The 12,747-nt window shown below is 63.1% G+C and carries 10 protein-coding genes and 1 pseudogene; 10 read left to right on the plus strand and 1 reads right to left on the minus strand.

Translation table 11 applies throughout. The annotated features are described in order from the left end of the window. The first annotated feature begins 19 nt into the window (after positions 1–19). From DDQ68_RS22710 to DDQ68_RS08420, 7 genes and pseudogenes are all read left to right on the plus strand, one after another. Positions 20–169, plus strand: a complete 150-nt coding sequence (locus DDQ68_RS22710; protein ID WP_162549947.1) for a hypothetical protein — start codon at positions 20–22, stop codon at positions 167–169. A gap of 277 nt (positions 170–446) precedes the next feature. Further along, entirely contained in the window at positions 447–2,102 is a 1,656-nt protein-coding gene (locus tag DDQ68_RS08395) for a TldD/PmbA family protein (RefSeq protein ID WP_109655893.1), read from the plus strand. Between the two features lie 137 nt (positions 2,103–2,239). Then, positions 2,240–3,895 (plus strand): TldD/PmbA family protein, encoded by a 1,656-nt coding sequence (locus DDQ68_RS08400; protein WP_109655894.1) that lies wholly within the window; start codon positions 2,240–2,242, stop codon positions 3,893–3,895. A 57-nt stretch (positions 3,896–3,952) separates the two neighbouring features. After that, positions 3,953–4,161, plus strand: a pseudogene (locus tag DDQ68_RS08405) (four helix bundle protein); the annotation flags it as partial. 228 nt (positions 4,162–4,389) lie between these two features. Continuing rightward, on the plus strand, positions 4,390–5,724 hold the full coding sequence (locus tag DDQ68_RS08410; RefSeq protein WP_109655895.1) for a TldD/PmbA family protein: 1,335 nt from the start codon (positions 4,390–4,392) through the stop codon (positions 5,722–5,724). Between the two features lie 167 nt (positions 5,725–5,891). After that, the gene (locus DDQ68_RS08415) at positions 5,892–7,544 is read left to right on the plus strand and encodes a TldD/PmbA family protein (protein WP_109655896.1); all 1,653 of its coding nucleotides are present in this window, start codon (positions 5,892–5,894) and stop codon (positions 7,542–7,544) included. A gap of 146 nt (positions 7,545–7,690) precedes the next feature. Then, positions 7,691–9,016, plus strand: coding sequence for a TldD/PmbA family protein (locus DDQ68_RS08420; protein ID WP_109655897.1), 1,326 nt, complete (start codon positions 7,691–7,693; stop codon positions 9,014–9,016). Between the two features lie 91 nt (positions 9,017–9,107). Here DDQ68_RS08420 and DDQ68_RS08425 read toward each other — a convergent pair whose 3' ends face one another. Beyond that, the gene (locus DDQ68_RS08425; RefSeq protein ID WP_109655898.1) at positions 9,108–9,734 is read right to left on the minus strand and encodes a porin family protein; all 627 of its coding nucleotides are present in this window, start codon (positions 9,732–9,734) and stop codon (positions 9,108–9,110) included. Positions 9,735–9,994: 260 nt separating this feature from the next. On the opposite strand from DDQ68_RS08425, the gene DDQ68_RS08430 reads away from it, so the two are divergent. From DDQ68_RS08430 to DDQ68_RS08440, 3 genes are all read left to right on the plus strand, one after another. Further along, on the plus strand, positions 9,995–10,615 hold the full coding sequence (locus DDQ68_RS08430; RefSeq protein WP_109655899.1) for a DUF4159 domain-containing protein: 621 nt from the start codon (positions 9,995–9,997) through the stop codon (positions 10,613–10,615). A gap of 164 nt (positions 10,616–10,779) precedes the next feature. Continuing rightward, positions 10,780–11,757, plus strand: a complete 978-nt coding sequence (locus DDQ68_RS08435) for an AAA family ATPase (RefSeq protein WP_109655900.1) — start codon at positions 10,780–10,782, stop codon at positions 11,755–11,757. Between the two features lie 110 nt (positions 11,758–11,867). Then, positions 11,868–12,740: a DUF58 domain-containing protein gene (locus DDQ68_RS08440; protein ID WP_109655901.1), complete on the plus strand. Its 873-nt coding sequence runs from the start codon at positions 11,868–11,870 to the stop codon at positions 12,738–12,740. Positions 12,741–12,747: the final 7 nt, after the last annotated feature.

Genomic DNA, 12,747 nt, shown 5'->3' on the forward strand with positions numbered 1-12,747 from the left:
ACCTAAAAACTGCGCCAGGTTGCTGCCCAGCGCCTTCACCGCCGCCGCCGCCAATTACCCCAACCCCGCCGGCCAGGCCGTGCGCCTTATCGTACCTGGCGGTTGGCGTGTACCTGCTGCAAGGGCGGGGCCCCAGCAAACCTACGCGAGCCGCCTGCTGAAGCAGTGAGGCCATAGCGTGGCCACTGCGAATTCGCGGCACTCGCTTCGTCCTGGCGATAATCGTTTGGCGCCCGCTCAAGCTCGCGAATGCATAGCGGCTGCGCTACGGCCAAAAAGCTCCGGCTGTCCAACGCACCGCTTTTTGCGTCCCGGAGCCCCGGCGCCGTGCAACCCCGGGGCCCTGGCACCCACCTTTAAAACGACCCATCGTAAAAAAAGCGGCAACAAAATCGCATTTCCGTTCTACTTTGCGGCGGCGACCGCATTCATTTCTGCTTCATTCTGTGAAAAGACGCGACTTTGTGGGCCTAACCGGCCTGGCCGCCGGGGCCCTGTTCCTACCCGGCTTCCCCTCCCTCGGCGGCACGCCCGTCGACCCCGCCCGCCTGCTGGAACCGGGCCTGGACGTGGCCCAGAAAAAGCGCCTGGCCGACGCCGGCCTGAACGCCGCCAAGGCCGCCGGCGCTACCTACGCCGACGTGCGTATCGGGCGCTACCTCAACCAAAGCATTTTTACGCGCGAAAAGCAGGTGCAGAACCTGGCCAGCGGCGAGAGCTTCGGGGCCGGCGTGCGCGTGATTGCCGGCGGCACCTGGGGCTTTGCCGCCACCAACGATGTGAGCGACGCCGGCCTGGCCAAGGCTGCCCAACTGGCCGTGCAAATGGCCAAGGCCAACAGCAAGGTGCAGAAGGAAAAGGTGCAGCTCGCGCCCCAAAAAGGCTACGGCGAGGTGAGCTGGAAAACGCCCATTCAGCAAAACGCCTTCGAGGTACCCATCAGGCAGAAGGTGGAATTGCTGCTGGCCGCCAACGCCGCAGCCCTCGACAACGGCGCGTCGTTCGTGAACTCGTCGCTGTTCCAAATCAATGAGCAGAAGTACTTTGCCAGCACCGACGGCTCGTATATCGACCAGGATATTCACCGCATCTGGCCTACGTTCAGCGTCACGGCCATCGACAAAACTACCGGCAAGTTCCGCTCGCGCGATGCACTGAGCGCGCCCATGGGCCTGGGCTACGAGTACCTCACGCCCAAGGCCGTAGACCAAATTGCCGGGGCCGCCGGCACGGGCCTGATTGGGTACAAAAACAGCTACGACATCCTCGCCGACGCCGCCCTGGCCGCTAAGCAGGTGCGGGAAAAACTGACCGCCAAGAGCGTGGCGCCCGGCAAGTACGACCTCGTGCTCGACCCCAACCACCTGGGCCTGACCATTCACGAAAGCATCGGACACCCACTCGAACTCGACCGCGTGCTGGGCTACGAGGCCAACTACGCTGGCACCTCGTTTGCCACCATCGACAAGTGGAAGGCGGGCAATTTCCAGTATGGCTCGAAGCAGGTCAACATCGTAGCCGACAAGCTGCAACCCGGCTCGCTGGGGGCCGTGGGCTACGACGACGAGGGCGTAAAAACCAAGCGCTGGGACCTCATCAAGAACGGCGTGCTGGTGAACTACGAGAAAATCCGCGACCAGGCCTATATCCTCGGCCAAACCGAGTCGGACGGCTGCTGCTATGCCGACTCGTGGGGCAGCGTGCAGTTCCAACGGATGCCCAACGTGAGCCTGGAACCGGGTGCCGCCAAAATGAGCGTGGACGACATGATCAAGGGTGTGGAGAAGGGCGTGTACATCGCCGGGCGCGGCTCGTATTCCATTGACCAGCAGCGCTACAACTTCCAGTTTGGGGGCCAGGTATTCTACGCCATCGAAAAGGGCCAGATTGCGGGCATGATTGAGGACGTGGCCTACCAGGCCAACACGCGAGAGTTCTGGAACTCGTGCGCCGCGGTCTGCGACCAGTCCGACTACCGCCTGTTCGGCTCGTTTTTCGACGGCAAAGGCCAGCCCTCACAGGTATCGGCCGTAAGCCACGGCTCGGCCACCGCCCGCTTCAACGGCGTGAACGTCATCAACACGGCCCGCAAGCTGGGATGAGTGAATGGGTGAAGATGTGGAGATTAGGGCCCCGGGCCGTCATGCTCATCTGGCGTCCTCCACATTTTCACATTCTTCCACCTCCCCCGCATTCCCCCACATTTTCACATTCCTCACATTTTAAAAATCCTACCCTTTTGAAAAGACGTGACTTTGTGGGACTTACCGGCCTGGCGGCCGGGGCCCTGTTTTTGCCCAGCATCCCCGGCTTCGGCCACGGGCTGCTCGTGGACCCCGCGCAGCTGCTGGAGCCGGGCCTGGACGTGGCCCAGAAGAAGCGCCTGGCCGACGCCGGCCTGAACGCGGCCAAGGCTGCCGGCGCCACTTACGCTGATGTGCGCATCGGCCGCTACCTCAACCAGGGCATCTTCACGCGCGAAAAGCAGGTGCAGAACATCCTGAGCAGCGAGAGCTTCGGGGTGGGCGTGCGCGTGATTGCCAACGGCACCTGGGGCTTTGCGGCCACGAATGATGTGAGCGACGCCGGCCTGGCTAAAGCCGCCCAGCTGGCCGTGGCCATCGCCAAGGCCAACAGCAAGGTGCAGAAGGTCCAGGTACAGCTCGCGCCGCAAAAGGGTTTTGGAGAGGTGAGCTGGAAGGCCCCGATTCAGCAAAACGCCTTCGAGGTGCCCATCAAGCAGAAGGTGGACTTGCTGCTGGCCGCCAACGCCGCGGCCCTCGACAACGGCGCCAACTTCGTGAACTCGGCCCTGTTCCAGGTGAACGAGCAGAAGTATTTTGCCAGCACCGATGGCTCGTACATCGATCAGGACATCCAGCGCATCTGGCCCACGTTCTCCGTCACGGCCATCGACAAGGCCAGCGGCAAGTTCCGCTCGCGCCAGAGCCTGAGCGTGCCCATGGGCCTGGGCTACGAGTACCTCACGCCCAAGGCGGCCGATAAGATTGCGGGGCCCGCGGGCTCCGACGTTATCGGCTACAAAAACAGCTACGACATTCTGGAGGACGCCACCCGCGCCGCCAAGCAGGTGAAGGAAAAGCTGACCGCCAAAAGCGTGACGCCGGGCAAGTACGACCTCGTGCTCGACCCGCACCACCTGGGCCTCACCATCCACGAGAGCGTGGGCCACCCCCTCGAACTGGACCGCGTGCTGGGCTACGAGGCCAACTTTGCGGGCACCAGCTTCGCTACGCTGGCATGGAAGGCCAAGGGCCTACCCTACGGCTCGAAGCAGATGAACATTGTGGCCGACAAGCTCCAACCCGGCTCGCTGGGGGCCGTGGGCTGGGACGACGAGGGCGTAAAAACCAAGGAGTGGAACCTGATTGAGCAGGGCAAGCTGGTGAACTACGAGAAAATCCGCGACCAGGCAGCCATGGTGGGCCAGAAGGAATCAGACGGCTGCTGCTACTCACAGTCGTGGGAGGACGTGCAGTTCCAGCGCATGCCCAACGTGAGCCTCAAGCCCGGGGCCGCTAAGCTGAGCGTGGACGAGATGGTGAGCAAGATCGACAAAGGCATCTACATCGCCGGCAACGGCTCGTTCAGCATCGACCAGCAGCGCTACAACTTCCAGTTCGGGGGCCAGGTGTTCTACGCCATCGAGAAGGGCAAAATCACGGGCATGCTCGAAGACGTGGCCTACCAGGCCAACACCCAGGAGTTCTGGGGTTCGCTGGCCGCCACCTGCGACCAGTCGGACTACCGCTTCGCGGGCTTCTTCAATGACGGCAAGGGCCAGCCCTCGCAAAGCTCAGCCGTGAGCCACGGCTCGGCCACCTCGCGCTTCAACGCCGTGAACGTGATTAACACCGGCCGCAAGCTGGGATGATTTTTAATGTGAAAATGCGGAAAATATGGCAATGTGATGGGCACAACGGCTGACCTGATGGATAATAACGCCGCGAAAGCTGATAACCCGGTAGTGCGGCTTTCCTTCGAGCTGGCCCTGGCGGTATTGGCCTATGTGGAGGAGCTGGAAGCCGGGCGGCGCTACGTAGTGGCTCGCCAGCTGCTACGGTGCGGCACTTCGGTGGGCGCCAACGTGGGCGAGGCCAGCACGCTGAGAGCCGGGCCGACTTCATCCACAAGTGCAAAGTGGCCGCCAAGGAAGCCGAAGAAACCGACTACTGGCTTCAGCTCTGCCAGCACGCGCCCAATTATCCCAGCCCCGCCCACTCAGCTCACCGAAACGCTGCTGAGCGTGCGCCGCTTGCTGGCCCGCATCATCATCTCCAGCAAAGCCAACGCCACCTGAGGGCCCACCATTTCCCCATTTCTGCATTTCCACATTTTCCACATCTGCACATCTTCACATTTTATAAAATGGCCATCATTTCCAAAGACGACGCCCAGACCATCCTCAAAAAGGTGCTGAGCTTTAGCACCGCCGACGAGTGCGAGGCCAACCTCAGCGGCTCGCTGGAGGGCAACGTGCGCTCGGCGCGCAACGCCATCAGCACCTCCGGCATCACCGACAACGTGTCGCTGGCCGTTACCTCATACTTCGGCCGGCGCAGCGGCGTGGCCACCTGCAACCAGTTCGACGACGCCACCCTGCGCCGCTGCGTGCAGCGGGCCGAGGAAATTGCCCGCCTCGCCCCCGAAAGCCCCGAGTACCTGCCCCTGCTGGGGCCCCAGAGCTACGCGGCCTCGCCCCTGTCGTTCGCGCCGGCCACCGCCGCCATCACCCCCGACTACCGGGCCAAGCAGATGGCGACGAGTATGCAGTATTGCGACACCAAAAAGCTGAGCTCGGCCGGGTTCCTCAACGATTCGGCGGGCTTCGTAGCCAAGCGCAACAGCAAGGGCCTGGAGGCCTACCAGCAAGTGTCGAACGTGGCGTTTTCCATCACCGTGCGCACGCCCGACGGCACCGGCTCGGGCTACGCCGCAGCCGACTACACCGACGCCGGCAAGTTCGACGCCGCGCGCATGACCAAGGTAGCGGCCGACAAGGCCGCCGCCTCGATGGGCGCCAAGGCCATCGAGCCGGGCAAGTACACCGTTATTCTGGAGCCCAACGCGCTGGTGTCGAACTCCGACGCCTCGCTGCTGGGGGCCCTGATGCGCTCGTTCGACGCGCGCTCGGCCGACGAGGGGCGCAGCTTCCTGAGTAAGAAGGGCGGCGGCAACCGCAAGGGCGAGAAGCTGTTCGACGAGAAGGTAACCATCTACTCCGACCCGCTGAACCCCGAAATTGCCGACCTCACGTTCAGCGGCGACGGCCGCCCGCAGCAGCGCACTACCTGGATTGAGAAGGGCGTGGTGAAGAACCTGTACTCGTCGCGCTACTGGGCCCAGAAGGCCGGCATTCCCGACCTGCCTAGCCCCGGCGGCTTCATCATGGAAGGCGGCACCCAAAGCACCGCCGACCTCATCAAAGGCACGGCCAAGGGTATTCTGGTCACGCGCCTGTGGTACATCCGCCCCGTCGACCCGCAAACGCTGCTTTATACGGGCCTCACGCGCGACGGAACCTTCTACATCGAGAACGGCCGAATCAAGTTCCCGGTGAAGAACTTCCGCTTCAACGAGAGCCCGGTCATCATGCTCAACAACCTGGAGGCCATCGGCAAGCCCGTGCGCCTGGCCGGCAACCTGATTCCGCCGCTGAAAATCCGCGACTTCACCTTCACCAGCCTGTCGGACGCCGTGTAGAACGACTGTAGCGCGGACTACAACCAAAGGTCAGCGAAGCTAAAATCCGCGCTACAGTGGCGTTGCTTTACTAAACGTCCTGCCTGGGGGCCCCTGGGTGAGACGTTTTTCTGTCATTTTGCGCCCCTTCCACTGAATAGCAATTTTTCTATCTTTTCTTTACCGCTATGAAAAGACGCGACTTTATGGGCTTGAGCGGCCTTGCCGCCGGGGCCCTGTTTTTACCCAGCCTGCCCGGCTTCGGCCACGCCCTTGTGGACCCCGCCCGCCTGCTGGAGCCGGGGGCCGACGTGGCCCAGAAAAAGCGCCTGGCCGACGTAGCCCTCAACGCCGCTAAGAGCGCCGGGGCCGGCTACGCTGATGTGCGCATCGGCCGCTACCTCAACCAGTACGTGTTCACCCGCGAGAAGCAGGTGCAGAACATCGTGAGCACCGAGAGCTACGGCGTGGGCATCCGGGTGCTGGTGGCGGGCTGCTGGGGCTTCGCCTCGACCAGCCTGGTGACCCCCGACAGCATTGCCGCCACCGCCCAGCTGGCCGTGGCCATTGCCAAGGCCAACCACCTGGTGCAGAAGGAGCCCGTGCAGCTGGCTGCCCAGGCCGGCTACGGCGAGGTGAGCTGGAAAACGCCCATCCAGCAGAACGCCTTCGAGGTACCCATCAAGCAGAAGGTGGACTTGCTGCTGGAAGCCAACGCCCGGGCCCTGGACGCGGGCGCCAACTACATCGGCACCAGCCTATTCCAGGTGAACGAGCAGAAATATTTTGCCAGCACCGACGGTTCGTACATCGACCAGGACGTGCACCGCATCTGGCCCACGTTCAGCGTCACAGCCATCGACAAGACCACCGGCAAGTTCCGCTCGCGCGAAGCCCTTAGCTCGCCCATGGGCCTGGGCTACGAGTACCTCACGCCCAGCGCCGCCGAGCAGGTGGCGGGCCCCGCCGGCACCGAGCTGGTGGGCTATAAGCAGCGCTACGACATCCTGGCCGACGCCGCGCTGGCCGGCAAGCAGGCCAAGCAAAAACTCACCACCAAATCGGTGACGCCGGGCAAGTACGACCTTGTGCTTGACCCCAGCCACCTGGGCCTCACCATCCACGAGAGCGTGGGCCACCCGCTGGAGCTGGACCGCGTGCTGGGCTACGAAGCCAACTACGCGGGCACTTCGTTCGCCACTTTGGCATGGAAAGCCAAGGGCCTGCCCTACGGCTCGAAGCAGGTCAACATCGTGGCCGATAAGCTGCAACCGGGCTCCGTGGGCGCCGTGGGCTACGACGACGAAGGCGTGAAAACCGGCCGCTGGGACCTCATCAAGGAAGGGAAGCTGGTGAACTACGAGAAGATCCGCGACCAGGCGCACATCGTGGGCCAAAAGGCCTCCGACGGCTGCTGCTACGCCGATTCGTGGAGCAGCGTGCAGTTCCAGCGCATGCCCAACGTGAGCTTGCAACCCGGCGCGGCCAAGCTCAGCGTCGACGACATGATTAAGGGCGTCGACAAGGGCATTTATATCGCCGGAGCAGGCTCATTCTCCATTGATCAGCAGCGGTTTAACTTCCAGTTCGGCGGCCAGATGTTCTACGCCATCGAGAAGGGCCAGATTACGGGGCCCCTGGAAGACGTGGCCTACCAGTCGAACACCCAGGAATTCTGGGGCGCCTGCCACTCGGTATGCGACCAGTCGGACTACCGCCTGTTCGGCACCTTCTTCGACGGCAAGGGCCAGCCGGCCCAGATTTCGGCCGTGAGCCACGGCTCGGCCACCACCCGCTTCAACGGCGTGAACGTCATCAACACGGCCCGCAAGATTGGATAATTTTTTTAGGCGGTCATGCTCATCTGGCGTCCGCGCAGCCGAAGCATCTCTCTCGCTGACTAATTAATTACTACTTCGGGAGAGATGCTTCGGCTGCGCGGACGCCAGATGAGCATGACGTTCTACCCTTTAGCATTTAAGAAATCATGCCCATTCTTTCCCAAACCGATGCCCAGGCCCTGCTCAAGCAAGTGCTGGGCTACAGCACGGCCGACGAGTGCGAGGCCTCGCTGAACGGCAGTACCACCGGCAACATCCGCTATGCCCGTAACGGCGTGAGTACGGCCGGCGCCCAGGACACCATTTCGCTGGCCGTGGAGGCGCGCTTCGGCAAGCGCAGCGGCACCGCCACCTGCAACGAATTTGACGAGGCCACCCTACGCCGCTGCGTACAGCGAGCCGAGGAAATTGCCCGCCTCGCCCCCGAAAGCCCCGAATACGTGTCGTTGCTGGGGGCCCAAACCTACCTCAAGCCGCCCTCGGCCGCGCCCACGGTGCTCGCGCCCGCCGCCCGCGCCCAGGCCGCGGCCGACAGCATCAACCTGTGCGTGGCCAAAAACCTGACCGCCGCGGGCTTTCTCGACGGCGGCACCAGCTTCCGGGCCTTGCGCAACAACAAGGGCATGGACGCCTACCAGCAGTCGACCAACACCAACTTTTCGGTGACGGTGCGCACCACCGACGGCCGTGGCTCGGGCTACGCCATTGCCGACGTGACGGACGCCGCCAAGCTGAATACCAAGGCCCTGACGCAGCGTGCGGCCGACAAAGCCGCCGGCTCGCTCAACGCCAAGGCCATCGAGCCGGGCAAGTACACCGTTATCCTGGAGCCGGCCGCGCTGATGGCTGGCGACGACCTTTCGCTGCTCGGCGGCATGCTGTTTGGCATGGACGCGCGCTCGGCCGACGAGGGCCGCAGCTTCCTGAGCAAGAAGGGCGGCGGCAACCGCAAGGGTGAGAAACTGTTCGACGACAAGGTGACCATCTATTCCGACCCCATGAACGCGGAGGTGCCCGGCAACGCCTTCGACGGTGACGGCCTGCCCACGCAGCGCATGAGTTGGGTGGAGAAGGGCGTGGTAAAAAACCTGCTCTACTCGCGCTACTGGGCCCAGAAAAACAACGTGCCCGCCACGGCTTTCCCCGGCGGCTTCATCATGAGCGGCGGCACGCAAAGCACCGCCGAGCTCATTAAGGGCACCGCCAAGGGCATCTTAATCACGCGCTTGTGGTACATTCGCGAGGTCGACCCGCAGACGCTGCTCTACACCGGCCTCACCCGCGACGGCACGTTTTACATTGAAAACGGGGCCATCAAGTTCCCCATCAAGAATATGCGCTTTAACGAGAGCCCCATCATCATGCTCAACAACCTGGAGGCTATCGGCCGGCCCCAGCGCCTGGCCGGCTGCTTGGTGCCGCCCCTGAAAATCAGGGACTTCACCTTTACCAGCTTATCGGATGCGGTTTAATTATTTGTGAATGAGCGAGTTGTGAATGAGTGAATTGTAAAACTCAAAGCATTATAATTAACCTATTCACAACTCGCTCATTCACGAATAATTACCTGCCAAACTGGATACCGGCGTAGGCCTGGAACACGCGGTTTTGCAGCTTGGGGTCGTTGATGCCGGTGAGGTTGCGGGCATCGTTGATGTCGTTGAGGCCGGCCACGAGGCGGGCCCCCAGCGTGAGGCTGCCGAGCTTGAGGCCCGCGCCGCCGGCCACGCTGAAATCAGTTTTCTTGTACTGGTCCTTCACGTTCTGGCCATCCACGTTGGCGTAGGCCGCCGAGCCGTTGGTACCGCTGATTTCGACCTGGCCGTTGCGGGTCGCGTCCACGAGCAGGCCGAACTGCGGGCCGGCTTCCACGAACACGGGGCCCAGCGTGAGCTTGAGCAGCACCGGCACCGAGAAGTAGTGCAGTTTGGTGTCGTAGTCGGTGAAGGCGCCCTTCAGGTTGCCGCCTTGCTGGGAGTACTGTATTTCGGGCTGGATGGACAGGGGCCCCGCAATTTTGCCCTGAAAGATGAGGCCGACGTGGTAGTAGGTTTTGTAGGACGACGACTCGCCGTCGCGGCCCCGCATCTCGGCCGCGTTGATGCCCGCCTTGACGCCGAATTGGGCCTGGGCCTTGGGGGCAAACGCCACCGCCAGGGCAGCGGCGAGGGGAAAAGCAAGGAGTTTCATAATTGGTTAGAATAGAATAATGGGGGAGTGAATGCCACGAAAGTACACCCCAGCCAGCGGCCACGAGTGCCAACGCGGGCCCCTTCCGAAAGTTGTGCCTGGCTACCGGTTGGGCCCCGGCCGGCAGCGGCGCGGACGTTGGCCACCGCCGGGCCCCGACGGTAATTTTCGGGCTGGGGCGCTAAATACTTGGCCTTGGCGCAACCCCGGCCGTTTTCTGGTTTCATTTGAGTAGTTTATCCGTTCGCTTTTTCCCCCGCATGCCCGTTCCCTTCACGTTTGTGCGCCTCAGCTACCACTCCGGCGATTGGGACGCGGTGGACGAGCGCATGCCCGCCAACCTGCTGCACTCGCTGGTGCAGTACACCAAAGTACCCGTCGAACCCAAGGAAAAAGTGGTGGCCCTCGATAGCCCCGCGCTGTTCGGCTACCCGTTTTGCTACCTGAGCGGGCACCGGCTGGTGCAGTTTTCGGCGGCCGAAAAAAAGAACTTCACTCAGTACGTGCGCAACGGCGGCTTCGTGTTTGTGGACGACTGCAACCACGACATCGACGGCCTGTTTGCCCGCTCGTTTGAGGAGCAGATGCGCGTGTGCTTTGGGCCCCAGGCTTTGAAAAAAATCCCCAAAACCCACCCCATCTACTCGCAGTTTTTCCAGTTCAAAGACGGGCCCCCGAACACGGGCTTCGAGCTAAACGGCTGGGGCGACGACCTCGTGCACGACTACCTCAAGGGCATCGAAATCAAGGGCCGCCTGGGCGTGCTCTACTCCAACAAAGACTACGGCTGCGAATGGGACTACGACTTCCGCAACAAGCGCTTTTTAGCCGAAGACAACACCAAGTTTGGGGTCAACATTTTGCTCTACGCCCTTACTTGAGCCTTTGTAATATGTCTGCTAAAGCAATCTAAAAGGCCGTCATGCTGAGCGCAGCCGAAGCATCTCTAATGCGTCACTAACCATGTTTACTACCATGATAGAGATGCTTCGGCTGCGCTCAGCATGACGGCCCAATCAAATTAAAGTTAGAAGCCAACCAAAACATGACCGAACAAGACGTTAATGCCCTCCTCGCCAAGCTGCCGGTGCTGAAAGCCGAGATTGGCAAAGTCATCGTGGGGCAGTCGGCAGTGCTCGATGAGGTGCTGGTGGCGCTGCTGGCCGGCGGCCACGCCTTGCTGGAGGGCGTGCCCGGCCTGGCCAAAACCCTGCTGGTGCGCACGCTGGCGTCGGCCACCGATTTGCCGTTTCGCCGCATCCAATTCACGCCCGATTTGATGCCCACCGACATCCTCGGCACCGAGGTTTTAGAGGAGGACCACGGCACCGGGCACCGCTCGTTCAAGTTCAACCCGGGGCCCATTTTCGCCAGCCTCGTGCTGGCCGACGAAATCAACCGCACGCCGCCCAAAACCCAGGCCGCCCTGCTGGAGGCCATGCAAGAAGGCCACGTGACCTACGCCGGCCAGGAGCACGCGCTGCCCAAGCCGTTCTTCCTGCTGGCCACCCAAAACCCCATCGAGCAGAGCGGCACCTACCCGCTGCCCGAGGCCCAGCTCGACCGCTTTTTGCTGTATGTGCGCATCGGCTACCCCACCGAGCAGGAGGAAATGGCCGTGCTGAGCGGCACCACCGGCACCGCCGGGGCCCTGGTGCGCCCGGTGCTGGGGGGCGACGACGTGCGCCAGCTCCAGCAGCTGGTGCGCCAGGTGGGCCTCAGCCCCGAGCTGCTCAGCTTCGTAAACCGGCTGGTGCGTGCCACCCGCCCGGCCACGTCGGAGGTAAAGTTTATCCAGGACTACGGCCGCTGGGGCGCGGGGCCCCGGGCGGGCCAGGCGCTCATCCTCTGCGCCAAAGCGCGGGCGCTGCTGCAAGGCCGCTTCGCCGCCACCCTGGACGATATTAGGGCCCTGGCCCCGCCCGTGCTGCGCCACCGGATCCTACTGAACTTCAACGCCGAAGCCGAAAACCTGACGCCCGACGACGCCGTGGCCGCGCTACTACAAGCGGTGCAGGTGTAGCACGCTGTAGCGCGGACTTTATAGTCCGCGGCTCTCGCTTCGTCCTGCCGATTACCGTTCAGCGACCGTTCAAAGCCGCGGACTACAAAGTCCGCGCTACAACCAAACCCATGCTCAGCCCCGAACTCCTGCACGCTCTGCGCAACCTGCCGCTGGCCGCCAAACGGGCGGCCGAGGGCTTCTTGGCGGGGGCCCACGCCAGCCGGCGGCACGGCGTGGGCATGGAGTTCAGCCAGTACCGGCCCTACCAGCCGGGCGACGACCTGCGCCGGCTCGACTGGCGCCTGGCGGCCCGCTCCGACCGCTACTACCTGCGCGAATCGGAGGTGGATACGAGCCTGACTGTGCACCTGCTGCTGGACGCCAGCGCCAGCATGAACCACCGCGACACCAACGGCCTCACCAAGCTCGACTACGGCCGGCTGCTGCTGGGGGCCCTGGCCTACCTGGCGCAGCACCAGGGCGACGCCGTGGGCCTGACCATACTCAGTCCCAGCGGCTTGCGCCACCTGCCGCCCCGGGCCGACGCGCGCCAGCTGCCGCGCCTCTACCACGCCCTCGAAACCGCCGAAGCCGCCGGCACCTTCCCCGACGCGGCCACGCTGGCGCCCCTCACCGCCCGCCGCCAACGGGCCCTGGCGGTATGCGTGAGCGATTTATACGAAGACGACGGCGAGATAAACCGCCTGCTGAAACGCCTGCGCGCCGTGAGCGGCGACGTGCTGCTGCTACACCTGGTAGCCGATAACGAACTAAATTTCAGCTACCGTGGAGCCGTGACGCTGCGCGACCTTGAAACCGGCCAAACCCTGCAAATCGACGCCGACCAGCAGCGCGCCACCTACCAAACCCAGCTGCAAGCCTGGCTGGCCGACACCGCCCAAGCCGCCCGCCGCCAGGGCTTCGATTACCATTTATTGAACACCGCCGCGCCGCTCGACGGGGCCCTGCGCGAGTTTTTGCGACGACGCGCTAGCTCGTAAAGCCTTA

Source organism: Hymenobacter nivis (assembly GCF_003149515.1).
Classification (GTDB): Bacteria; Bacteroidota; Bacteroidia; order Cytophagales; family Hymenobacteraceae; genus Hymenobacter; species Hymenobacter nivis.

Bases quoted from the DNA above. Each gene is read 5' to 3' on its own strand.
- DDQ68_RS08410 (WP_109655895.1), top strand. From the start codon at position 4,390: ATGGCCATCATTTCCAAAGACGACGCCCAGACCATCCTCAAAAAGGTG.
- DDQ68_RS08415 (WP_109655896.1), top strand. From the start codon at position 5,892: ATGAAAAGACGCGACTTTATGGGCTTGAGCGGCCTTGCCGCCGGGGCC.
- DDQ68_RS08420 (WP_109655897.1), top strand. From the start codon at position 7,691: ATGCCCATTCTTTCCCAAACCGATGCCCAGGCCCTGCTCAAGCAAGTG.
- DDQ68_RS08425 (WP_109655898.1), bottom strand. From the start codon at position 9,734: ATGAAACTCCTTGCTTTTCCCCTCGCCGCTGCCCTGGCGGTGGCGTTT.
- DDQ68_RS08430 (WP_109655899.1), top strand. From the start codon at position 9,995: ATGCCCGTTCCCTTCACGTTTGTGCGCCTCAGCTACCACTCCGGCGAT.
- DDQ68_RS08435 (WP_109655900.1), top strand. From the start codon at position 10,780: ATGACCGAACAAGACGTTAATGCCCTCCTCGCCAAGCTGCCGGTGCTG.
- DDQ68_RS08440 (WP_109655901.1), top strand. From the start codon at position 11,868: ATGCTCAGCCCCGAACTCCTGCACGCTCTGCGCAACCTGCCGCTGGCC.